A 23,408-nucleotide genomic window follows, 5' to 3' on the forward strand; every position below is an offset into this window, starting at 1 on the left:
GCGTGCCTGGCACAAACCTGACCCGCGAAGAGGCGCAGCAGCGGGCACAGCTGCTCGCCGTCGAGTCGTACGAGATCGAGCTCGATCTCTCCGGCGCGCAGGAGGGGGGCACCTACCGGTCGGTGACCACGGTGCGCTTCGATGTGAGCGCCGAGAACGGCGCGGAGTCGTTCATCGACCTGGTGGCGCCCGCCGTGCACGAGGTGACCCTGAACGGGGACTCCCTCGACCCGGCCGAGGTCTTCGCGGACTCCCGGATCGCGCTGCCGGGGCTGCTGCACGGCCGCAACATCCTGCGGGTCGTCGCCGACTGCGCCTACACCAACACCGGTGAGGGCCTGCACCGCTTCGTCGACCCGGTCGACGACCAGGCCTACCTCTACACCCAGTTCGAGGTGCCGGACGCCCGCCGGGTGTTCGCCGCCTTCGAGCAGCCGGACCTCAAGGCGACCTTCCAGTTCACGGTGAAGGCCCCCGAGGGCTGGACGGTCGTCTCCAACTCGCCGACGCCCGAGCCGCAGGACAACGTCTGGGTCTTCGAGCCGACGCCGCGCATCTCGACGTACATCACGGCGCTGATCGCCGGCCCGTACCACTCGGTGCACAGCGTGTACGAGAAGGACGGCCAGTCCGTCCCGCTCGGCATCTACTGCCGTCCCTCGCTGGCCGAGTACCTCGACGCGGACGCCATCTTCGAGGTGACCCGGCAGGGCTTCGAGTGGTTCCAGGACAAGTTCGACTACGCGTACCCGTTCGCCAAGTACGACCAGCTGTTCGTGCCGGAGTTCAACGCGGGCGCGATGGAGAACGCGGGCGCGGTGACGATCCGCGACCAGTACGTGTTCCGCTCGAAGGTGACGGACGCGGCGTACGAGACGCGCGCGGAGACCATCCTGCACGAGCTGGCCCACATGTGGTTCGGCGACCTCGTGACCATGGAGTGGTGGAACGACCTGTGGCTGAACGAGTCGTTCGCCACCTACACCTCCATCGCCTGCCAGGCCGCCGCGCCCGGCTCGCGCTGGCCGCACTCGTGGACGACGTTCGCGAACTCCATGAAGACCTGGGCGTACCGGCAGGACCAGCTGCCCTCCACGCACCCGATCATGGCGGACATCCGCGACCTGGACGATGTCCTGGTCAACTTCGACGGCATCACGTACGCCAAGGGCGCCTCGGTGCTGAAGCAGCTCGTGGCCTACGTCGGCGAGGACGAGTTCTTCCGGGGCGTGCAGGCCTACTTCAAGGCCCACGCCTTCGGCAACACGCGCCTGTCGGACCTGCTGGGGGCGCTGGAGGAGACCTCCGGCCGCGACCTGAAGACCTGGTCGAAGAAGTGGCTGGAGACGGCCGGCATCAACGTCCTGCGTCCGGAGATCGAGACGGACGCGGACGGCGTGATCACCTCCTTCGCGATCCGCCAGGAGGCCCCGGCCCTGCCCGCCGGCGCCAAGGGCGAGCCGACGCTGCGCCCGCACCGCATCGCCGTCGGTCTGTACGACCTCGACGGCAGCGGCAAGCTGGTGCGCACCGAGCGCATCGAGCTGGACGTCGACGGTGCGCTGACCGCCGTCCCGCAGCTGGCCGGCAAGCGCCGCCCGGCCGTGGTCCTGCTCAACGACGACGACCTGTCGTACGCGAAGGTCCGCCTGGACGAGCAGTCCCTCGCCGTGGTCACCGAGCACCTGGGCGACTTCGAGTCCTCCCTGCCGCGCGCGCTGTGCTGGGCGTCGGCCTGGGACATGACCCGCGACGCCCAGCTCGCGGCCCGCGACTACCTGGCCCTGGTGCTGTCCGGCATCGGCAAGGAGTCCGACATCGGTGTCGTGCAGTCGCTCCAGCGGCAGGTGAAGCTGGCGGTCGACCTGTACGCCGACCCGGCCGCCCGCGAGACGCTGCTGGCCCGCTGGACCGACGCGACGCTGGCCCACCTGCGCTCGGCCGCCCCGGGCAGCGACCACCAGCTGGCGTGGGCGCGCGCCTTCGCCGCGACGGCCCGCACGCCGGAGCAGCTGGACCTGCTGGAGGCGCTGCTGGACGGCTCGCAGAGCGTGGAGGGCCTGGTCGTCGACACGGAGCTGCGCTGGGCGTTCGTGCAGCGGCTGGCGGCGGTCGGCCGGTTCGACGAGTCGGAGATCGCGGCCGAGTACGAGCGCGACCGCACGGCCGCCGGTGAGCGGCACGCCGCCACGGCCCGTGCGGCCCGTCCGAGCGCGGAGGCCAAGGCGGAGGCGTGGGCGTCGGTCGTCGACTCCGACAAGCTGCCCAACGCCGTGCAGGAGGCGGTCATCGGCGGCTTCGTCCAGACCGACCAGCGCGAGCTGCTCGCCCCCTACGCGGAGCGGTACTTCGAGGTGGTCAAGGACATCTGGGCGTCCCGCTCCCACGAGATGGCCCAGCAGATCGCGGTCGGTCTCTACCCGGCGGTCCAGGTCTCCCGCGAGACCCTGGACCGGACGGACGCCTGGCTGGCCTCCGCCGAGCCCAACGCGGCCCTGCGCCGCCTGGTCTCGGAGTCCCGCGCGGGCGTCGAGCGGGCCCTGCACGCCCAGCGGGCGGACGCGGCGGCGGCCGGGCAGTAACCGCCCGGCACCGAGCACGAAGGGGCGCCCGGCCTGTGCCGGGCGCCCCTTTCCAATCCTTCGGCGGCCTCACCGGAGGGCCGGTCCGGCCGTCCTACCGGCGCAGCGCCGCGGTGGTGGCGTCCGGCCCGCCCTGCCCCGCCTTCCCCGTCCGGCGTGCGGAGGGCGCGCGGAGCGGCTTCCGGGGGACGAACTGGCCGGCCACCGTCGCCCCGAGCGCCAGCACCATACCCACCAGTTGCACCGGTGTGAGCGCTTCCCCGAGCGCCGCCCAGCCGGTGACGGCCGCGGTCAGCGGGGAGAGCGGCCCGAGGAAGGTGGCCTGGGTGGCGCTGAGGCGGCCGATGCCCCGGAACCACAGCCAGTACGCGACGGCCGTGTTGGCCAGGGCGAGGTAGAGGTAGCCGCCGACGGCCCGGCCGTCCAGCGCCGGGGGTGCCCCCTCGACGAGGAGGGCGAGCGGGGCGATGAACAGCCCGCCCGCGGTGAGCTGCCAGGCGGTGAGGGCGAGCGGGCCCACCCCGTCGGGCCGTCCCCAGCGCTGGGTGAGCACCACGCCCGCCGACATCGACGCGGTGCCGGCGAGGGCCGCCAGCAGGCCGAGCGCGTCCAGCGCCCCCGCGGCCCGCAGTACCACCAGGCTCACCCCGAAGGCCGCCACGATGCCGGTCAGCAGGGTGCGTGCCGAGGGCCGCTGTCCGAGCAGCAGCGCCGACAGCCCGGCCACGAACAGCGGGCCGGCCGATCCCACGACCGCCGCGAGGCCGCCGGGCAGCCGGTAGGCGGACAGGAACAGCAGGGGGAAGAAGGCGCCGATGTTCAGCGCGCCGAGTGCCGCCGCCTTGCCCCACCAGGCGCCGCGCGGCAGCACCCGGGCGAGGCCCAGCAGCAGCAGCCCGGCGGGCAGGGCGCGCACCAGGGCGGTGAACAGGGGGCGGTCGGCCGGGAGGAACTCGGTGGTGACCGCGTAGGTCGTGCCCCAGGAGACGGGGGCGAGTGCGGTGAGGGCGATGAGCGCCGGACGGGACAGGGCCATGGTGGCACCCCCAGAAGTAGGTCAGTGCAAAGTAGCTTAGCGCTAAGCAACTTTCCGTCAAGCTACTTTCTTGCGGGTGACCGGAAGGGCCCCGATACTCGTGCCATGAACGAACGCCCGGAGCACCGCGAGGAGCACCGCAAGGACCCCGTCGACGCGATCATCGACCAGTGGGCGACGGTCCGGCCCGACCTGGACACCGCCGCCATGGAGGTCTTCGGCCGGATCAACCGGCTCTCGGCGGCCATGGCCGACCGGGTGGCGAAGGCGTACGCGCCGTTCGGGATCTCCCGCGGGGAGTTCGACGTCCTGGCGACCCTGCGCCGCTCCGGAGAGCCCTACACGCTCTCCCCCCGGCAGCTGTCCGCGACGCTGATGCTCACCACCGGCGGGATGACGGGGCGCCTGGACAAGCTGGAGCGGGCGGAGCTGCTGCGCCGCTCACCCGATCCGCACGACCGGCGCGGCCTCCACGTGACCCTCACCGGCAAGGGCCTGGACCTGGTCGACGAGGCGGTCGGCGCGGGACTGGCCGTGCAGACCGAGGCCCTGTCCGCGCTGGACGCCGAGCGCGCCGGCCTCCTGGCCGGGCTGCTGCGCGAGCTGCTCGCGGGAGCGGAGCGGCCCTGAGAACGCGCCGAGGGCGCCGCCGCGGTGATCGCGACGGCGCCCTCGGCGGAGCGAACGGGTCAGGCCTTGACGTCGGTGCCCGCCTCGGCCTTGGTGGTGATGTTGGAGCTGGTCGGGTCCTTCTTCTTGTGCGTCTTGTCGCCGACCATCACCAGACCGGCGATGACCAGGTAGAGCACGATCGGGGCCGCGACGAAGAGACCCAGCGTCTCGATGACGCTCAGGCCCGTGCCGGGGTCGTCACCGTCGTCGCGGGTGAGCGCGCTCGCGGGGGACGACATGAGCAGCATCATCAGCGTCGTACCGGCTGCCAGGGCGCCGGCGCGCAGGGCGTTCTTCTTGTCCACGGTGTCAAAGTATCCAACGCCGGCCGGGCACGCGCGCCCGGGGTGCCGTAAGGGCTCCCCGCCTCATGCCCCGGGCTCCCGGAGGACGTCCATCAGCGCGCGCAGCCGCGGTGAGGCCGCCAGGTCCTCCAGGGTCACCGGGCGCCCCTCGGCGTCCGCCACGGGCAGCCGCCAGTTCGGGTACTGGTCCCAGGTGCCCGGGAGGTTCTGCGGGCGGCGGTCGCCCACCCCGTCCGGGAGCCAGACGCCGATCATGCGGGCGGGCGTGCGGAGCAGGAAGCGGTGCACGGCCTGGATCTGGGCCTCCTCCGAGGACGCGTCGCCACCGCCGCCCGTGCCGTGCAGCAGGCCCAGGCGGGACAGCTCCGCCAGCCACTCCCCCGTGTCGCGGGCGGCCTCCTCGCGCTCCTGCGCCAGCGGGCGGGTCAGCAGGCCGAGGCTGTCGCGCAGCTCGACGTGCTCCCCGGTGAGCCGCGCGGCGGTGGAGGGCAGGTCGTGCGTGGTGGCGGTGGCCAGGCAGTCGGCGCGCCAGCTCTCCGGGGGCAGGGGGCGGCCGTCGCCCTCCCAGTCGCGCTCGAACCACAGCACGGACGTCCCGAGCACCCCGCGCTCGCGCAGCGCCTCGCGCACGCCCGGTTCGACGGTGCCGAGGTCCTCGCCGATGACCGGGGCACCGGCCCGGGAGGCCTCCAGGACGAGGACCGCGAGCATCGCCTCGGCGTCGTAGCGGACGTAGGTGCCCTCGGTGGGCGGGCGGCCCTGGGGGACCCACCACAGGCGGAACAGGCCCATCACGTGGTCGATGCGCAGGGCGCCCGCGTAGCGGAACAGGGCACGCAGCAGGTCGCGGTAGGGGGCGTAGCCGGACTCGGCCAGCCGGTCGGGCCGCCACGGAGGCAGGCCCCAGTCCTGGCCGCGGGCGTTGAAGGCGTCCGGCGGGGCGCCCACGGACATCCCGGCGGCGAAGTGCTCCTGCTGGGCCCAGGCGTCCGCGCCGCCGGGGTGCACCCCGACCGCGAGGTCGTGCACGATCCCCACCGGCATCCCCGCCTCGCGCCCGGCGCGCTGGGCGGCCCGGAGCTGCTCGTCGGTGAGCCACGCCAGCCGGGACCAGAACTCGACCCGGTCCAGCAGGCCGTTGCGGGCCCGCTCGGTCTCGGCCGACCGCGGGTCGCGCAGCCCGGTCGGCCAGCGGTGCCAGTCGGACCCGTGCACCTCGGCGAGCGCGCACCAGGTGGCGTGGTCCTCCAGCGCCCGGCCCTGCTCCGCGAGGAAGTCGCTGTAGGCGGCGCGCCGGCCGGGGCCGAGCGGGACCTCGGCGAGCAGGTGCAGCGCCTCGCGCTTCAGCTCCCACACGGCGTCCCGGTCGATCAGCTCGCCCTTCTCCAGCACCGCCGCGCGCAGCCGCCCGCCCTGCTCCAGCAGGCTGCGCAGACGCTCGCGGTCCTCCACGTAGGCGGCCTCGGGGACGTCCTCGACGCGCAGGTGCACCGGGTCCGGGAAGCGGCGGGAGGAGGGGCGGTACGGGGAGGGGTCGGTGGGCGCGCCGGGCACGGCCGCGTGCAGCGGGTTGACCTGGATGAACCCGGCGCCCAGCGACCGCCCGGCCCAGGCGGCCAGCTCGCCCAGGTCACCCAGGTCGCCCATGCCCCAGGAGCGGCGGGACAGCAGGGAGTACAGCTGGACGAGCAGGCCGTGGGCGCGCCCGGCGGGGGCGGGCAGGCGGGGCGGGGCGACGATCAGGTGGGCCTCGGCCGTGCGGCCGTCGGGGGCGGTGGCGGTCAGCCGGTGCACCCCGGGCGGCAGGCCGTCGGCCGAGGTGCGCGTGCCGCCGTCCTCGGTGTCGATGCGCAGGCGGGTGCCCGCGGGCAGGGCGGCGAGGGCGTCCGGGGCGCTTCCGGTCCGGCCGACCACGGTCGGCGGCAGCAGCCGCTCGGCCTGTTCCCGCTCCCGGGCGGCGAGCGCGGCGCGCACGGCGCCGGGCGAGCTCGCGTCCACGCCGAGGGCGGTCAGCACGGAGGTGACCGCGGTGGCCGAGGCGGCCACGACACGGTCCGGGGAGGGGCTGTAGGAGGTGGCGACGCCGTACAGGGCGGCGAGTCGCGTCAGGTCCTCGGAGGGCGGGTCGGCCGGCTCGGGTGCGGTCATCTACGGCCTCGGCTGGTCCGGGACGAAGGCCGGCGGCTCGCTGGTGAGGGGGGTGGCCTCGGCGAGCGGCGGCTCACTGGTGAGGGGCTCGGCGTCGGGGAGCGGGGGCTCGCTGGTCAGCGGCAGTTCCGTGCAGGTGCTCTCGGAGCTGAAGACGCAGTACACGGGGTCGTCGTGCTGGGTTTCGTCGAGGTCGGCGGACGGGTCCGCCACGGGTTTGGACGGGACCGGGAGCGGGAGGAACGTCATCGCAGCCACGGGGGGCCTCCTTGCCGGGTACGGGTTCGGTGGGTCCTTGCAGCCCTACCCAGTCGTCGGGAAGGCAGACGCCTTGGGGCCAACATCGTGCTTCTGCTCACATTTCGCTCCCCTGCCCTCTTCCCGTACTCCCGCAAACCACGGCACACCGGCCGCTGCCGTTGACACCTTCACCGGGCGGGTGGTGGGCTCGTCCCGCCGGTCGGACACATCGGGAGGCGGCCTGTGGGACTGCGGCACGGGAAACGGGCGGCGGCCCTGGCCATCGCCGTCGTCGCGTCCGGGCTCGGCCTCCCGCCCGCGGCCGCGGCCGCGCCGCCCGCGCCGGGTGCGACCGCGCGAGCGGTCGCCGCCTCCCCGGCGCCGGACCTCTCCGTCTGGCCGCGCCCGCAGTCGCTGCGGCCCGGCGGCGCCCCGGTGGCCGTGCCGCACGAGGTCGCGCTGCTCACCGGCCCGGACACCGACCCGCACGCCCTGGACGCGCTGCGCGCGCTGCTGCGCCGGGCCGGTGCCCGCCGCATCACGGACGCGCCGGTGCCGGGCGCCCTGGTCGTCCGCGCCCGGACGCGGCCGGCCCGCCCGGGCGACCGGCACGCCCTGCCCGCCGGGGGATACGAGCTGTCCGTCGGCCGCGGGGGCGTCCTGCTCACCGGCACGGGCGTGGACGGCCTGTTCCACGCCGTGCAGACGCTGCGGCAACTGCTGCGCCCGGACCGCGCGTTCACCGCTGCCGTCGTGCGCGACTGGCCCGCGAGCCCCGTACGCGGCATCACCGAGGGCTTCTACGGCACCGCGTGGACGCACCGGCAGCGGCTGGCGCAGCTGGACTTCATGGGGCGCACCAAACAGAACCGCTACCTGTACGCCCCCGGCGACGACCTGTACCGGCAGGCGCGCTGGCGCGAGCCGTACCCGCAGCGGTGGCGGGCCCGGTTCCGCGAGCTGGCCGCGCGGGCGGAGCGCAACCACGTGACGCCCGCCTGGGCGGTGGCCCCGGGCCAGGCGATGTGCTTCTCCTCGGACGCGGACGTGCGGGCGCTGACCCGCAAGCTGGACGCGATGTGGGCGCTGGGCTTCCGGGCCTTCCAGCTCCAGTTCCAGGACGTCAGCTACAGCGAGTGGCACTGCGAGGCGGACGCCGGGCGGTTCGGCTCCGGACCGCGGGCGGCGGCGCGGGCCCAGGCCCGGGTGGCGAACGAGGTGGCCCGGCACCTCGCGCGCCGCCACCCCGGAGCGGCCGCGCCCTCCCTCATGCCGACCGAGTACTACGAGGACGGCTCGACCGTGTACCGGCGGGCGCTGGCGGACGCGCTGGACGAGGGCGTCGAGGTGGCGTGGACGGGCGTCGGCGTGCTGCCCCGCACCATCACCGGCCGCGAACTGGCCGCCGCCCGCGAGGCGTTCGGCCATCCGCTGGTCACCATGGACAACTATCCGGTCAACGACTACGACCCCGGCCGCCTCTTCCTCGGCCCCTACCGGGGCCGGGAGCCGGCCGTCGCGACCGGCTCGGCCGGGCTGCTCGCCAACGCCATGCAGCAGCCGGAGGCCTCCCGCATCCCGCTGTTCACCGCCGCCGACTTCGCCTGGAACCCGCGCGCCTACCGGCCCGCGGCCTCCTGGCGCGCGGCCATCACCGACCTGGCGGGCGGGGACCGGCGGCGCGAGGAGGCCTTGGCCGCGCTCGCCGGGAACGACGCCTCCTCGGTGCTGGACGCCCGGGAGTCGGCGTACCTGCGGCCGCTGACGGAGGAGTACTGGACGTCCCGGGCGGCCGGTGGCACGGGGCGGGACGGCGCGGCGGCCCGGCTGCGCGCGGCCTTCACCGTGCTGCGTGAGCTGCCGCGGCGCCTGGCGGGCACCGGTCTGGCCGCCGAGGTGGCCCCCTGGTCCGGGCAGCTCGCCCGCTACGGCGAGGCGGGCACGGCCGCGCTGGACATGCTGGACGCGCAACGCGCGGGCGACGCGGCGGCGGCCTGGCGGGCGTACCGCCGGATCGGGGAGCTGCGGTCCGCGCTCGGCGGCGCGCGGGCCGAGGTGGGCACGCAGGTGCTCGACCCCTTCCTGCGACGGGCGCAGAAGTCCTACACGGCCTGGTCGGGCGTCGACCACGAGCCGCCCCGGGCGCCCGGCGACGCACGCGCCCTGCGCTTCCCGCGGCCCCGGGCGCTGACGGCGGTGACGGTGCTGACCGACCCGGGCACGGCCGGCGTGGTCGAGGTGCACGTGCCGGGCGGCGGCTGGCGCGAGGCGGGACGGCTGGACGGCTCGGGCGCGACCGAGATCCGCCTCGGTGACCGGGTCCGGGCGGGGCGCGAGGGCCCCGGCACCGGGCAGGTCGACGCCGTGCGGGTCGCCGGGGCCGACGCGTCCCGCGTCCGGCACCTCGTGCCCTGGTTCGGCGACTCCCCCGCGGTCTCCCTGGGGCTGGCCCGCGACGAGGTGGACGCCGAGACGGGCCGCGCGGAGAGGCTGACGGTCCGGCTCGGCTCCCTGCGCCCGGCCGGCACCCGCGGCCGGCTCACCGTCGAGGCGCCCGAGGGGATACGGGTCCGGGCGCCCCGGGGCGAGCTGGACGTCCCGCGCGGCGCGGCGGCGGAGGTGCCCGTCGTGGTCACGGTGGAGCGCGGCGCTCCGATGCGGCCCCTCCGGGTCCGGCTGCGCTTCGGGGACGCCTCCCGCACGCTCACCGTCCGGGCCGTCCCGCCCACCGGGGGCCCGGACCTGGCGCGCGCGGGCTCGGCGCGTTCCTCCGGCTACGAGACCCCCGCCTTCCCCGCGCCCGCGGCGAACGACGGCGATCCGGCCACCCGCTGGTCCTCCCCGGTGGACGACGGCGCCTGGTGGCAGGTCGCACTGCCGCGCCCGGCCCGGATCGGGCGCGTGGTCCTGCACTGGCAGGACGCCCACCCGTCGGCCTACCGCGTCGAGGTCTCCGCCGACGGCCGCCGCTGGCGCACGGCAGCGTCGGTACGGGAGGGACGCGGCGGCCGGGAGAGCGTCCGCATGGACGAGCGGGACGTGCGCTTCCTGCGCGTCCAGGGCGAGAAGCGCGCGACCCCGTACGGCTACTCGCTGTGGTCCGTGGAGGCGTACGCGGTCACCCCGTGACCCCCGGAAGGCCCGGTCGCGCACTTCTTCGCCGCCAACTATTCACTCAGTACATGCACTCAGTGCATAATGATCTCCATGAGCACCCGCCACATCCTGCTGGGCCTGCTCGCCACGGGTCCGAGCCACGGCTACGACCTGAAGCGACGCCACGACGAACGCTTCCCGCAGGCGCGCCCACTGGCCTACGGGCAGGTGTACACGACCCTGCAACGCCTGGTCCGGGACGGTCTCGCCGAGGTCGACGGCACCGACTCGGACGGCGGCCCCGAGCGGACCCGCTACCGCACCACCGGCGAAGGGGCGCGCGAACTGGCCCGCTGGGCCGGCCAGATCGCCCCGCCCGCCCCGTTCGTGGCCAACGAGATCTTCGCCAAGGTCGTCGTCGCCATCCTCTCCGGAGGCGACGCGGCCGGATACCTGAGCGCCCAGCGTGCCGCCCACAAGGAGCGGATGCGGGAGCTGACGGCGGTCAAGGCCGCCGAGGGAGCCGACCTCGCGACCGTGCTCTCGGCGGACTACGCCCTCACCCACCTCGACGCCGACCTCCGCTGGATGAACACCACGGCGGCCCGGCTCACCACCCTGACCGCGGAGGTCGACGCAGTATGAACGAACCCGTGCCACTCCTGACGGCCCGCGACCTCGTCAAGGCGCACGGCAGGACACTCGCCCTGCGCGGCGCGTCGCTCCGGCTGCACGCGGGCGAGATCCTGGCCGTGACGGGCGCCAGCGGCAGCGGCAAGTCGACCCTGCTGCACTGTCTGGCCGGCATCGTCCGCCCGGACGCGGGCTCCGTGACCTACGACGGACAGCGGCTGGAGGACCTGTCCGAGAAGCGGCTGAGCGAACTGCGGCGCACCGAGTTCGGCGTGGTGTTCCAGTTCGGCCAGCTCATCCCCGAGCTGACGGCCCTGGACAACGTCGCCCTGCCCCTGCTCCTGGCCGGCACCGGCCGGGCCCGCGCCCGGGCCCTGGCCGCGGAGTGGCTGGAGCGCTTCGGCGTGCGCGGGCAGGGCGACTCCCGCCCGGGCGAGTTGAGCGGCGGTCAGGCGCAACGCGTCGCGCTGGCCCGGGCCCTGGTCACCGGCCCGCGGGTCGTCTTCGCCGACGAGCCGACCGGGGCCCTGGACTCCCTGTCCGCAGAGCAGGTGATGACGGCCCTGGTGCGCACCGCCCGCCGGTCCGGCACGGCGGTGCTGCTGATCACCCACGACGCCCAGGTGGCGGCGTACGCCGACCGCGAGGTCCAGCTGCGCGACGGGGTCGTGGCGGCGCTCGGGGTGACGGCATGAGGGCACTGGAGGCGGATCTGCGGCTCGCCTGGCAGCTCACGCGCGGCGCGGACCGAGGGGAGCGGTGGCGGGCCGCGCTCACGGCGGTGGGGGCCGCGTCGGCGACGGTGTTCGCCCTCGCCGCCGTCGCCCTGGCGTCGCTGCGCGGCAGACGGTCGATCCCGCTCGCCGACGGGCTCCTGGACGATCCCGGCACCCGGTCCGGAGTGGTCCTGGGACTGGTGCTGCTGCTCCTGCCCGTGTTCGGCCTCCTCGGCCAGTGCGCCCGGATCAGGGCCGTGCACCGCGACCGCAGGCTCGCCGGGCTGCGGCTCGCCGGAGCCACGCCCTGGCAGGTGCGGCGCATCGCCGCGCTGGAGACCGGGCTCGCCTGCGCGCTGGGCTCGGCGGTGGCCACCGTGCCCTCGGTGCTGGTGCTGCTGCGCCTGTGGGACGCGCCCACGGCGCCGGCCTGGGCCGGCATCGCCCTGGTCGCGCTCGCGGTGCCCGTGCTGGGCGCGACGGCGGGTGCTCTGGCGCTGCGCCGGGTCGTGGCCTCGCCGCTCGGCTCGGTGCGCCGGACCGGGCCGGGCGACGGCCGGGTCTCGGGGCTGCTGTTCCTGAGCGGTCTCCTGCTCGCCGCCGTGGCCGCGCTGCTGGCCGCCGCCACCGCCTCGGGCGCCCCGCTCCGGTCGTCCGGGGGGCCGCCGCTGCCGCTGGCGGGTGCGGTCCTCGCGGTCGGCGCGGGTGCGGTGTGGCTGTCCGGTGCCACCGCCCGGGTCGTCGGACGGATCCTGGCCGGCCGGGCCCGCTCCGCGGCCACCCTGATCGCCGCGGAGCGGCTGCGCGAGGACCCGTGGTCGGCCGCCCGCACGCACGCGGCCGTGCTGCTGGTGACCGTCGCCGGGACCGGCTTCCTGGGTGTCCGGCAGGTACTGGCCGACGCGGTGCGCGAGCGGCCCGACGCCTCCTTCTACCTCACCGGCCTGAACCTCACCGGTGCCGCCGTCGCGATCGCCCTCGTGCTCACCCTGTCCGGCCTCGCCGTCGGCACCGCCGAGTCGCTGGCCACCCGCCGCCGGGGCCTGGCCGCACAGGCCGCCGCGGGCGTGCCGCAGTCGGTGCTCGGCCGCGCCCTGCTGCTGGAGACCGCCCTGCCCCTGACGCCCGCGGTGCTGCTGGCCGGCCTCGGGGGAACCGCCGTCGGTGTCCGGTACGCCGTCCTCGCGGACGAGGCGGTGCCCTGGGCGCCCGCCCTGTTCCCCGTGGCCGTCCTCGCCGCCTGCCTGCTCGCCGCGGCCACCTCGCTGCCCCTGCTGCGCCGTACAGTGCGCCCCGGGGAGCTGCGGTACGCGTAAGGGCACGCGAAGGCGCCGGCCCGCCCGGAGACGGCCGGTCCCGGGGGAACGGGGGTTCCCCGGGACCGGATCCGTGCCGGGGCGCCGACACGAAGACCCGGATCGTCAGGCCGAAATGCCGTCGATCCGGGCCAGGGCGTCGTCCGCGCCGTACGGCTGCAAGTACGGCAGCCAGCGCGGATCCCGATGGCCGGTTCCGATGATGCGCCAGGCCAGGCCCGAGGGCGGGGCGGGTTTGTGGCGCAGCCGCCAGCCGATCTCGACGAGATGGCGGTCGGCCTTGACGTGGTTGCAGCGACGGCAGGACGCGACGACGTTGTCCCAGACGTGCTTGCCCCCGCGGCTGCGCGGGATGACGTGGTCGACGCTGGTTGCGACGCCACCGCAGTACATGCACCGGCCCCCGTCGCGGGCGAACAGCGCCCGGCGGGTCAGAGGAACGGGCCCCCGATAGGGAACCCGCACGAAACGCTTGAGCCGGACCACGCTGGGTGCGGGGACTGTGACGGTCGCGCTGTGCAGATGGGCGCCGGACTCCTCGAGGCAGACGGCCTTGTTCTCGAGGACGAGGACGAGCGCGCGGCGGAGCGGTACGACGCCGAGTGGCTCGTACGACGCGTTGAGGACCAGGACATGCGGCACGGATGCCTCCTTGGACGCCGGCGGCGCGTGGCTCGCGCCGGGACGATTCGTAGTCAGTCTCCCCTCATGGCTGGTGGAAGCGCCACCATGTCCCCGTAACGGGCTGGGAGTGTTTTCGCCCACACCGGACGCCCGCCCGAGGACGTGGCCTGTTCAGGCCCAGGTGAGCACCGTCTCTCCTTCACACATTCTTCGGGAGCACACACAATGCCCCGTTAGTGTGGTGGTTCTGCCCCTTCGGTGACCCAGCCGTGACCTTCGACCCCCCGGAACCGCCGCACCGGGGCAGACCGCTGCACCTGGAGGTACCTGCCGTGTCCTTGTCCGTTGCGGACGCCGTCCTGTGGGCCGCCGGCCCGTCCCCGTCGCCGACCCCCTCGGAGACGGAGAGCCCGAGAGTGCCCTCGCTGGAGGACGCCCAGGAGAGCGCGACGAACGCCGCCGGCTGGGTGGAGCAGAACTGGTCGACCTGGCTCGCGATCGGGCTGCGCGTGCTGCTGATCCTGGTGATAGCGGCGGTGCTGCGGGTCGCGGTGCGCCGGGCGATCACCAAGCTCATCGACCGGATGAGCCGCACGGGGCAGACGGTGGACGGTGCCGGACTGGGCGGCCTGCTGGTCAACGTCGAACGCCGCCGCCAGCGTTCGCAGGCGATCGGCTCGGTGCTGCGCTCGGTGGCCAGCTTCCTGATCATGGGCACCGCGGCCCTGATGATCCTCTCCGCGTTCAACATCAACCTGGCCCCGCTGCTGGCGTCCGCCGGTGTGGCCGGTGTGGCGATCGGTTTCGGTGCCCGCAACCTCGTCACGGACTTCCTGTCCGGCGTCTTCATGATCCTGGAGGACCAGTACGGCGTCGGCGACTCCATCGACGCGGGCGTGGCCTCCGGCGAGGTGATCGAGGTGGGCCTGCGGGTGACCAAGCTGCGCGGCGAGGGCGGCGAGATCTGGTACGTCCGCAACGGCGAGGTCAAGCGCATCGGCAACCTCTCGCAGGGCTGGGCGACGGCCAACGTGGACGTCACCGTGCACGCCGGGGAGGACCTGGACAAGGTCAAGGCCACGCTGGACGAGGTGGCCGAGAAGATGGGCGCCGAGGAGCCCTGGAACGAACTGCTGTGGGGCCCGATCGAGGTCCTGGGGCTGGACAGCGTGCTGCTGGACTCGATGGTCGTGCGCATCTCCGCCAAGACCATGCCGGGCAAGTCGCTGACCGTGGAGCGCGAGCTGCGCTGGCGCGTTAAGCGGGCCTTCGACGCGGCCGGCATCCGGATCGTCGGCGGTGCCACGGCCCCCGTCGAGGAGACCGCGGCCGACCCGACGGCCGCGATGGCGGCCCCCTCGGTGTACGCGAACGCCTCGTCCCCGCAGTCGGCGGCGGCGTCCCCGCTCGTCCCGCCCGCGCCCACCAGCACCACGAAGTAGCGACCGGCCACGGAGCAGCACCCGGCCACGGCGTAGCGACCGGCCACCCACGAGGGCGGCACCCGGAGTCCGGGTGCCGCCCTCCGGCGTGTCCGCGCTCCGGCGGACCGTCCCTATTGACGCTCGCCCGGCGACGGGCATACCTTCCTCCCCACCGAATAGGAAACTTTCCTAACAGTGATCGAGGGGCCGGCCTCCCGATGGACTTCCCCACCGGATCACTGAGAGGCTGAGCAGCCGAAGGGCAGGTGTGGACACGCATGGCAGGAACCGCCGGAACGCCGGGCACCCCGCGCGTCCTGCGCGCCATGAACGACCGGGCCGCCCTGGACCTGCTGCTGGAGCACGGGCCGCTCTCGCGCACCCGGATCGGCAAGCTCACCGGGCTGTCGAAACCGACCGCCTCCCAGCTCCTGGCCCGCCTGGAGGCGGCCGGCCTGGTCCTGGCCTCCGGCACCACCGAGGGCCGCCCCGGCCCGAGCGCCCAGCTCTACGAGGTCAACCCCGCGTCCGGCCACGCCGCCGGACTCGACGTCACCCCCCAGCGGATCCTCGCCGCGGTCGCCGACATCACCGGCCGCACGGTCGGCCGCTTCGAACTGCCCACCCCCGGCCGCCGCGCCGCCACCCCGGTCGTCCAGCAGGTCACCGACGCCCTGGACGGCGCGGTGAAGGCGGCGGGACTGGCCCGGGACGACGTCCACCGCCTGGTCATCGGCACCCCCGGCGCCTTCGACCCCACCACGGGCCGGCTGCGCTACGCCTCCCACCTGCCCGGCTGGCACTCCCCCACCCTGCTGGACGAACTCGCCGCCGCCCTGCCGATGCCGTTCGAGTACGAGAACGACGTCAACCTGGTCGCCCTCGCCGAGCAGCGCCTCGGGGCGGCCCGGGGCCACACCGACTTCGTGCTGCTGTGGAACCAGGAGGGCCTGGGCGCCGCCCTGGTGCTGGGTGGCCGGCTGCACCGCGGCTGGACCGGCGGCGCCGGGGAGGTCGGCTTCCTGCCGGTCCCGGGCACGCCCCTGGTCCGCAAGGTCACCAAGGCCAACAGCGGCGGCTACCAGGAGCTGGCCGGCTCCCAGGCCGTCCCCCGCCTGGCCCGGGAGCTCGGCATCGAGGACGTCCCGCAGGGCCCCTACGCCGAGGCCGCCGCCCGGCTCGTGGCCCGGGCCGCACAGACCGGCGACGGACCGCACCGCGAGCTGCTGCGCGCCTACGCGACCCGGCTGGCCACCGGTCTGGCCTCCCTGGTGTCGGTGCTGGACCCCGAGCTGGTGGTGCTGAGCGGCGCCGCCCTCACCTCGGGCGGCGAGCCGCTGCGCGCCCTGGTCCAGGCCGAACTGGAGGAACTGGCCGCCTCGCGTCCCCGTCTGGTCGTGGGCGAGGTCCGTGAACACCCCGTGCTGCGCGGCGCGCTGGAGAGCGCCCTCGCGACCACCCGCGACGAGGTCTTCGACACCTCCCGCTAGCCCCACCCCTCTTCCCGCGTCCTGCCCTCACCCCGTGCCCCAGGGAGCTCCGCCATGCCCAGAATGCCCCGGAAAGCGGCCCTCGTGCTCGCCGCGTCCGCCTCCGTCGCCCTCCTCGCCACCGCCTGCACCGGCCAGTCCGGCGCCGGCGCGGACGACGACGCGTCCAAGGAGACGACCCTCACCTTCTGGCACGCCTGGAGCGCGCCCTCGGAGGTGAAGGCCGTCGAGGACCTGGTCGCCGGCTTCGAGAAGGCGCACCCGAACATCCACGTCGACGTCGTCGGCAACATGACCGACGACAAGATCAACCAGTCGCTGCGCGCCGGCGGGGCCAAGGCCCCGGATGTGATCTCGTCGTTCACGACGAACAACGTCGGCAAGTTCTGCTCCTCGGGCGCGCTGGTGGACCTCAACCCGTTCTTCGAGAAGTCGGGCGTCGACCCGGAGAAGACGTTCCCGAAGGCCATGAACGAATACACGCAGTTCGAGGGCAACCGCTGCGCGGTCCCGCTGCTCGGTGACGCCTACGGCCTCTACTACAACAAGACGGCGTTCGAGAAGGCCGGCGTCACCGCCCCGCCGAAGACCTGGTCGGAGTTCGAGCGCGTCGCGAAGAAGCTGACGATCCCCCAGGGCGACTCGTACAAGCAGCTCGGCTTCATGCCGAACTACCACGGCTGGGAGACCACCACCGAGCACTACCTCGGCCAGTTCTCCCCGACGTACTTCGACAAGGACGGCACGTCGAACGTCGGCGAGGACCCGGCGTTCGCCCGGGCCTTCACGGTCCAGAAGAAGCTCGTCGACGCGCTCGGCGGCTACCGCAAGCTGGAGACCTACCGCTCCAAGCTCGGCGACGAATGGGGTCCCAAGCACCCGTTCCACACCGGCCAGGTCGCCATGCAGCTCGACGGCGAGTGGCGTCTGGGCATGGCCCTGGACACCAAGCCGACGTTCGACATCGGCGTGGCCCCGCTGCCCGTCCCCGACGACCAGGTGGACCAGTACGGCAAGGGCTACATCACCGGCACGATCGCCGGCATCGCCGCGACCAGCAAGAAGCAGAACGCGGCCTGGGAGCTGGTGAAGTACATGACCACCGACACGGACGCGGTGGTGGGCTTCTCCAACGCCATCCACAACGTGCCGTCGACGCTCGCGGCCCTCAAGTCCCCGAAGCTGACGTACGACCCGCGCTTCAAGACGTTCCTGGAGATCGCGGCGAACCCGCACTCCACCACCGCCCCCGCCTCCGTCAACGGCGGCGTCTACCTCACCACCGTCCAGGAGTTCGGCTACGCCTACGAAAGCGGCAAGGCGACCGATCTCGAGGCGGGCCTGAAGAAGGCGGCCGCGCAGATCGACACGGACATCGCGCAGGCGAAGTAGCGCATGAGCACCCACACCCTGCGGGCCAAGCACCGCCGCTCGGCCCTGCGCACCCTCGCCTTCCTCTCCCCCTGGCTGATCGGCTTCACGGTCTTCTTCGCCTACCCGCTGATCTCCACCGTCTACTTCTCCTTCATGCGCTACGACGGCTTCAGGCCGCCCACGTGGAGCGGCACGAAGAACTGGGTCTACGTCTTCGAGCACTACCCCCTGTTCTGGCCCGCCCTGCGCAACACCCTGTGGCTCGTCGTCGTCATGGTCACGCTCCGGGTCGCCTTCGGCCTGGGCGTGGGCCTGCTGATCACCAAGGTCAGGACGGCCACGGGCGTCTTCCGCACCCTCTTCTACCTGCCCTACCTGGCCCCGCCCGTGGCGGCCACCATGGCCTTCGCGTTCCTCCTCAACCCCGGCACGGGGCCGGTCAACTCCCTGCTGGAGAAGACCGGGCTGCCCGCCCCGGGCTGGTTCAACGACCCCACCTGGTCCAAGCCGGCCCTCACCCTCCTGGCGCTGTGGGGCATCGGCGACCTCATGGTCATCTTCATGGCGGCCCTGCTCGACGTGCCGAAGGAGCAGTACGAGGCGGCCGAACTGGACGGCGCGGCCCCGTGGCAGCGGTTCCGCTACGTGACGCTGCCGAACATCTCGCCGATCGTCATGTTCGCGGTCGTCACCGGCGTGATCCAGACGATGCAGTACTACACACAGCCGCTGATCGCCGGGAAGGTCGCGTCGGGCGTGATCCAGGGCGCGGGAACGCAGTTCGAGCCCGGCTACCCCGACAAGTCGACCCTCACCCTCCCCCAACTCGTCTACAACCTGGGCTTCCAGCGCTTCGACTACGGCGCGGCCTGTGTGGTCGCCCTGGTCCTCTTCGCCCTCTCCATGGCCTTCACGGCTCTCCTGATGCGCCGCCGGGGCGGCCTGATCCAGGCAGGTGAACGATGACGCAGGTGCTCGACAAGCCCCTGGAGCGGCGGACGTCCCCGTCGCCGGCCCACCGCACGGCCCACCGCCGGGCCCTGCTGGAGTGGATCGCGATCCACTCCCTCGGCATCGCGGCGGCCCTCTTCTTCACGCTCCCGTTCGTCTTCGTCCTCCTCACCTCCCTCATGAGCGACAGTCAGGCGCTCAGCCGCGACCTGATCCCGCACACCTGGGAATGGGGCAACTACGCCAAGGTCCTCGACACCCCCGGCTTCCTCACCTGGTGGCGGAACACCCTGATCTACGCGGGCCTGGGCACGGTCCTCACGGTCGTCTCCTCGATCCCCGTGGCCTACGCCCTGGCCAAGTTCCGCTTCCGCGGCCGCAATGTGGCCTTGATGCTGGTCATCTCGATGATGATGCTGCCGCCGCAGGTCGTCGTCATCCCGATGTACCTGTTCTGGGCGAAGCAGCTGGACCTGTCCGGCTCGCTCTGGCCGCTGATCATCCCCATGGCGTTCGGCGACGCGTTCTCGATCTTCCTGCTGCGCCAGTTCCTGACGACGATCCCCGACGAGTACGTGGACGCGGCCAAGGTCGACGGCTGCGGCGACCTGCGCACGCTGCTGAAGATCGTGCTGCCGATGGCCAAGCCGGGCATTGCCGCGGTGGCCCTCTTCCAGTTCTTCTACGCGTGGAACGACTACTTCGGCCCGCAGATCTACGCCTCGGAGAACCCGGGCGCGTGGACCCTGTCCTACGGCCTGGAGTCGTTCAAGGGCGCCCACCACACCGACTGGAACCTCACCATGGCCGCCACCGTGCTGGTCATGGCCCCCGTGATCCTCGTGTTCTTCTTCGCCCAGAAGGCGTTCGTCGAGGGCGTCACGCTCACCGGAGTAAAGGGTTAGACATGAAACTCACCGTGGTCGGCGGAGGCTCGACCTACACCCCCGAACTCGTGGACGGCTTCGCCCGCCTGAGGGACACCCTGCCCGTCGGGGAGCTGGTCCTGATGGACCCGGACGAGGACCGCCTGGACCTGGTGGGCGGACTCGCCCGCCGCATCTTCGCCCGCCAGGGCCACCCCGGCCGCATCACCACCACCACCGACCTGGACGCGGCGGTGGACGGCGCGGACACGGTCCTGTTGCAACTGCGCGTGGGCGGCCAGGCCGCCCGCGAACAGGACGAGACCTGGCCCCTGGAGTGCGGGTGCGTGGGCCAGGAGACCACGGGCGCCGGGGGCCTGGCGAAGGCCCTGCGCACGGTCCCGGTGGTGCTGGACATCGCGGAGCGCGTCCGCCGCACCAACCCGGGCGCCTGGATCATCGACTTCACCAACCCCGTCGGCATCGTGACCCGCGCCCTGCTCCAGGCCGGTCACCGGGCGATCGGCCTGTGCAACGTGGCGATCGGCCTCCAGCGCAAGTTCGCGGCCCTGCTCTCGCTGGAGCCGTCCGAACTCCACCTGGACCACGTCGGCCTCAACCACCTGACCTGGGAGACGGCCGTGCGCCGCGGCGGCCCGGAGGGCGAGGACGTCCTGCCCGGGCTGCTGGCCCGGCACGGTGACACCGTCGCCGCCGACCTGCGCCTGCCCCGCCCCCTCCTCGACACGCTGGGCGTCGTCCCCTCCTACTACCTGCGCTACTACTACGCACACGACGAGGTCGTGCGGGAACTGGGCGGCAAGCCCTCCCGCGCCGCCGAAGTGGCCGCGATGGAGAAGCAGTTGCTGACGCTGTACGCCGACCCGGCCCTCGACGAGAAGCCGGGGCTGCTGGCGAAGCGGGGCGGCGCCTTCTACTCGGAGGCCGCCGTCGACCTGGCCGCCGCCCTCCTGGGCGGGGCGGGCAGCCCCTACCAGGTGGTGAACACGTACAACCACGGCACGCTGCCCTTCCTCCCCGACGACGCGGTCGTCGAGGTGCAGGCCGCGGTGGGCGCCAAGGGCGCCTCCCCGCTGCCCGTCGCGCCGGTGGACCCGCTGTACGCGGGCCTGATGGCGGCCGTCACGGCCTACGAGGACCTGGCCCTCCAGGCGGCCCTGCACGGCGGCCGGGAGCGGGTCTTCCGCGCGCTGCTCGCCCACCCCCTGGTGGGCCAGTACGCGTACGCCGAGCAGCTCACCGACCGGCTGATCGCGCACAACCGGGAGCACCTGGCGTGGGCGTGAGAGCGCACGTCCTCGCCATCGACGCGGGCAACAGCAAGACCGACGTCGCGGTCGTCTCCTCGGACGGGGAGGTGCTGTCCACGGCGCGCGGCGGCGGCTTCCGCCCGCCGGCGGTGGGCGTCGGGACGGCCGTGCGCGGGCTCGCCGAGACCGTCGACCGGGCCCTGGCCGACGCCGGACTCGCCACGGTCGCCCACGTGTCGGCCTGCCTGGCCAACGCCGACTTCCCCGTCGAGGAGGAGGAGCTGGCCGGGGCGCTGCGCACGCGCGCGTGGGGCGCGAGCGTGACGGTCCGCAACGACACCTTCGCCATCCTGCGGGCCGGGGTCACCGAACCGCGGGGGGTCGCGGTCGTCTGCGGCGCGGGCATCAACTGCGTCGGCATGCACCCCGACGGCCGCACCGCCCGCTTCCCCGCGATCGGCAGGATCTCCGGCGACTGGGGCGGCGGCTGGGGGCTGTCCGAGGAGGCCCTGTGGCACGCCGCGCGCGCGGAGGACGGCCGGGGCGGCCCGACCGCCCTGGCGCGCACCCTGCCCGCGCACTTCGGCCTGCCCTCGATGCACGCGCTCATCGAGGCGCTGCACCTGGAGCGCGTGCCCGCCTCCCGGCGCCACGAGCTGGCCCCGGTCCTGTTCGCCACGGCGGCCGAGGGCGACCCCGTCGCCCGGGCGATCGTGGAACGCCAGGCGGAGGAGGTGGTCGCCATGGCGGTGGTGGCCCTCACCCGCCTGGACCTCCTGTCCGAACCCGCCCCGGTCCTGCTGGGCGGCAGCGTGCTGGCGGCCCGGCACCCCCAACTGAACGACCACATCGACCGCTTGCTGGCCGACCGGGCCCCCAAGGCCGTCCCGCAGGTGGTCACCGCCCGCCCGGTCCTCGGCGCGGCCCTGCTGGGCCTGGACCGGCTGGGGGCACCGGAGGGGGCGCAGGAGCGGCTGCGGGCGCACTACGGCGTGTGAGCCGCACGCGCGGGCAGGTGCCGGGCCCGCCGCACGGGAACCGAACCCCTCCTCCGGACGTGTACCTGGGCGAGGGGTGGCGCTCCACGCTGCGATCCGATCAAGATCGGGCAAGGCCGGTGCGGATGTCGGTCCCGGCAGCGATACTTGCCGCGACGGATGACCATGGGGGAGGTCACAGTGACACACACGCCGCGGGGCAGCACACCGCCACCGGGTCCGAGCCTGCCCGTCCTGCCGCCCGTCCCGGCGCAGGCGGCCCCGCCGGCCCGGTCCTCCGCCCGTCCCGCAGCGGCACCCCGCCCGTCCGCCCCGGCCTCCCCGGCCGGCCCTCCCCGCCGCACCGCCTTCTCCGAGGGCGCCGAGCGCCTGCGCGCCGCCGCGACCACGGAACCGGGCCGCCTGCGCATCATCGGGGCGCTCCTCGCCGCCCTCGTCGTCGCCTTCGGCGCCGTCAGCGCCTGGCAGATGACCGGCCGCGCGGCCGCCGCCGACGACGTCCTCACCAGCAGCCAGCCCCTCAGCTCCGACGCGGCCGACATCTACCGGTCCCTCGCGGACGCCAACACCGCGGCCTCCAGCGGCTTCCTGGCCGGCGGCCAGGAGTCGGCGGCCTCCCGCGACCGCTACGAGAAGGACATCCGCACGGCCGCGGAGAAGCTGGTCAACGCGGCCGCCGCGTCGGAACCGGGCTCCCCCTCCGCGCGCACGATCGCCGAACTCAACCGGCTGCTGCCCGAGTACAAGGGCCTGGTCGAGCGCGCGCGCACGTACAACCGGCAGGGCTTCCCGGTGGGCGGCGCCTATCTGCGCTACGCCAACGAGAAGATGCAGCAGCGGATGCTCCCGGCCGCGGAGGACCTGTACACGAAGGAGAACCAGCGCCTGCGGGCGGACTACGCGGACGCCACGCCCTACCCCTGGGCGGCGATCGCCCTCGGCGTCCTCGCCCTGGCCGCCCTCGGCTGGGCGCAGCACCGCACCTACCGGCGCACCCACCGCGTCCTGAACCACGGCCTGGTCGCGGCCACCGCCGCCGCGGCGATCGTCCTGCTCTGGCTCGTCGCCGGCCACGGCCTCGCCCGCTCCGGCCTGAACGACTCCTACGACCACGGCGTCCGCTCGCTGAACGTGCTGCACGACGCGCGCATCGCCTCCCTGAAGGCCCGGGGCAACGAGAACCTCACCCTGGTGGCCCGCGGCGCGGAGACGAAGAAGGTCGGCGGGAAGACCTACGACGCCTACGACTTCGACTTCGGTGCGGACATCAGTGCCCTGGGCGCCCGCCTGGAGGCGGCGCGGGAGCTCGCCGACGACGGGACGGGCCGGAAGCCCGTCACGACCGCGATGGGCAACATGGAGGAGTGGAAGAAGCGCCACGCCGCGGCGCGCGAGCAGGACGAGAACGGCAACTACCAGCAGGCGCTGGACAGGGTGATCGGCACCGAGGGCGCGACCGGCGAGTGCTTCGACAGCGTCGACGCGAACCTGCGCACGGCCCTCGCGCACGAGGAGAGGGAGTTCGAGCGGGCGGCCACGGGCGGCCGGGACGCGCTGACCGGACTGCCGGCGGGGGCCGCCGTCCTCGCGCTCCTCGGGGCCGCGGGAGCGGTCCTGGGCATCGGCCGCAGGCTGTCGGAGTACCGGTGAACGGGCCACGGGCGAC

19 protein-coding genes are annotated in these 23,408 nt (G+C 74.0%); 14 read left to right on the forward strand and 5 right to left on the reverse strand.

What is annotated here, in order from left to right; all coding sequences use genetic code 11:
* Positions 1–2: 2 nt before the first annotated feature.
* Positions 3–2,582 (forward strand): aminopeptidase N, encoded by a 2,580-nt coding sequence (gene pepN, locus ACZ6ZN_RS11175; protein WP_469645101.1) that lies wholly within the window; start codon positions 3–5, stop codon positions 2,580–2,582.
* A 94-nt stretch (positions 2,583–2,676) separates the two neighbouring features.
* Here the strand turns inward: pepN and ACZ6ZN_RS11180 are convergent, their stop codons facing one another.
* Entirely contained in the window at positions 2,677–3,618 is a 942-nt protein-coding gene (locus ACZ6ZN_RS11180; RefSeq protein WP_469645103.1) for an EamA family transporter, read from the reverse strand.
* A 105-nt stretch (positions 3,619–3,723) separates the two neighbouring features.
* On the opposite strand from ACZ6ZN_RS11180, the gene ACZ6ZN_RS11185 reads away from it, so the two are divergent.
* Positions 3,724–4,248 carry a MarR family winged helix-turn-helix transcriptional regulator gene (locus ACZ6ZN_RS11185; protein WP_469645106.1) on the forward strand — a complete coding sequence of 175 codons (525 nt, stop codon included), beginning with the start codon at positions 3,724–3,726 and terminating at the stop codon, positions 4,246–4,248.
* Between the two features lie 59 nt (positions 4,249–4,307).
* Here the strand turns inward: ACZ6ZN_RS11185 and ACZ6ZN_RS11190 are convergent, their stop codons facing one another.
* The 3 genes from ACZ6ZN_RS11190 to ACZ6ZN_RS11200 form a co-directional block, all read right to left on the reverse strand.
* Positions 4,308–4,595, reverse strand: coding sequence for a hypothetical protein (locus ACZ6ZN_RS11190; RefSeq protein WP_369195600.1), 288 nt, complete (start codon positions 4,593–4,595; stop codon positions 4,308–4,310).
* Between the two features lie 63 nt (positions 4,596–4,658).
* Positions 4,659–6,743, reverse strand: a complete 2,085-nt coding sequence (malQ, locus tag ACZ6ZN_RS11195; RefSeq protein WP_451879706.1) for a 4-alpha-glucanotransferase — start codon at positions 6,741–6,743, stop codon at positions 4,659–4,661.
* On the reverse strand, positions 6,744–7,001 hold the full coding sequence (locus ACZ6ZN_RS11200; protein WP_451879707.1) for a hypothetical protein: 258 nt from the start codon (positions 6,999–7,001) through the stop codon (positions 6,744–6,746). It lies immediately after the preceding gene.
* A 225-nt stretch (positions 7,002–7,226) separates the two neighbouring features.
* Here ACZ6ZN_RS11200 and ACZ6ZN_RS11205 point away from each other — a divergent pair, with 225 nt between their 5' ends.
* The 4 genes from ACZ6ZN_RS11205 (at position 7,227) to ACZ6ZN_RS11220 (ending at position 12,744) form a co-directional block, all read left to right on the forward strand.
* The gene (locus tag ACZ6ZN_RS11205; protein WP_469645110.1) at positions 7,227–10,112 is read left to right on the forward strand and encodes a beta-N-acetylglucosaminidase domain-containing protein; all 2,886 of its coding nucleotides are present in this window, start codon (positions 7,227–7,229) and stop codon (positions 10,110–10,112) included.
* A gap of 78 nt (positions 10,113–10,190) precedes the next feature.
* A complete protein-coding gene (locus ACZ6ZN_RS11210) occupies positions 10,191–10,724 on the forward strand; it encodes a PadR family transcriptional regulator (protein ID WP_398110297.1) in 534 nt (177 codons plus the stop codon).
* Positions 10,721–11,407, forward strand: a complete 687-nt coding sequence (locus ACZ6ZN_RS11215) for an ABC transporter ATP-binding protein (RefSeq protein ID WP_469645113.1) — start codon at positions 10,721–10,723, stop codon at positions 11,405–11,407. The genes ACZ6ZN_RS11210 and ACZ6ZN_RS11215 overlap by 4 nt, the downstream gene beginning before the upstream one ends.
* Complete coding sequence (locus ACZ6ZN_RS11220; protein WP_451878072.1) at positions 11,404–12,744, forward strand: FtsX-like permease family protein; 1,341 nt, start codon at positions 11,404–11,406, stop codon at positions 12,742–12,744. Before ACZ6ZN_RS11215 ends, ACZ6ZN_RS11220 begins: the two co-directional genes overlap by 4 nt.
* A 105-nt stretch (positions 12,745–12,849) precedes the next feature.
* Here ACZ6ZN_RS11220 and ACZ6ZN_RS11225 read toward each other — a convergent pair whose 3' ends face one another.
* The gene (locus ACZ6ZN_RS11225; RefSeq protein ID WP_398110294.1) at positions 12,850–13,386 is read right to left on the reverse strand and encodes an HNH endonuclease; all 537 of its coding nucleotides are present in this window, start codon (positions 13,384–13,386) and stop codon (positions 12,850–12,852) included.
* 314 nt (positions 13,387–13,700) lie between these two features.
* On the opposite strand from ACZ6ZN_RS11225, the gene ACZ6ZN_RS11230 reads away from it, so the two are divergent.
* From ACZ6ZN_RS11230 to ACZ6ZN_RS11265, 8 genes are all read left to right on the forward strand, one after another.
* Positions 13,701–14,810 carry a mechanosensitive ion channel family protein gene (locus ACZ6ZN_RS11230; protein WP_398110293.1) on the forward strand — a complete coding sequence of 370 codons (1,110 nt, stop codon included), beginning with the start codon at positions 13,701–13,703 and terminating at the stop codon, positions 14,808–14,810.
* A gap of 260 nt (positions 14,811–15,070) precedes the next feature.
* Entirely contained in the window at positions 15,071–16,282 is a 1,212-nt protein-coding gene (locus tag ACZ6ZN_RS11235) for an ROK family transcriptional regulator (protein WP_469645117.1), read from the forward strand.
* Positions 16,283–16,336: 54 nt separating this feature from the next.
* Positions 16,337–17,674: an ABC transporter substrate-binding protein gene (locus ACZ6ZN_RS11240; protein WP_469645120.1), complete on the forward strand. Its 1,338-nt coding sequence runs from the start codon at positions 16,337–16,339 to the stop codon at positions 17,672–17,674.
* Between the two features lie 3 nt (positions 17,675–17,677).
* On the forward strand, positions 17,678–18,622 hold the full coding sequence (locus tag ACZ6ZN_RS11245; protein ID WP_398110290.1) for a carbohydrate ABC transporter permease: 945 nt from the start codon (positions 17,678–17,680) through the stop codon (positions 18,620–18,622).
* The gene (locus ACZ6ZN_RS11250) at positions 18,619–19,512 is read left to right on the forward strand and encodes a carbohydrate ABC transporter permease (RefSeq protein ID WP_469645124.1); all 894 of its coding nucleotides are present in this window, start codon (positions 18,619–18,621) and stop codon (positions 19,510–19,512) included. The genes ACZ6ZN_RS11245 and ACZ6ZN_RS11250 overlap by 4 nt, the downstream gene beginning before the upstream one ends.
* A gap of 2 nt (positions 19,513–19,514) precedes the next feature.
* Positions 19,515–20,780 carry a 6-phospho-beta-glucosidase gene (locus ACZ6ZN_RS11255; RefSeq protein ID WP_469645127.1) on the forward strand — a complete coding sequence of 422 codons (1,266 nt, stop codon included), beginning with the start codon at positions 19,515–19,517 and terminating at the stop codon, positions 20,778–20,780.
* Positions 20,771–21,742, forward strand: a complete 972-nt coding sequence (locus tag ACZ6ZN_RS11260) for an N-acetylglucosamine kinase (RefSeq protein ID WP_451878066.1) — start codon at positions 20,771–20,773, stop codon at positions 21,740–21,742. Before ACZ6ZN_RS11255 ends, ACZ6ZN_RS11260 begins: the two co-directional genes overlap by 10 nt.
* Positions 21,743–21,922: 180 nt before the next feature.
* Positions 21,923–23,392: a hypothetical protein gene (locus ACZ6ZN_RS11265; protein ID WP_469645130.1), complete on the forward strand. Its 1,470-nt coding sequence runs from the start codon at positions 21,923–21,925 to the stop codon at positions 23,390–23,392.
* Positions 23,393–23,408 lie beyond the last annotated feature (16 nt).

It is taken from the genome of Streptomyces sp. NPDC053665 (assembly GCF_055585285.1).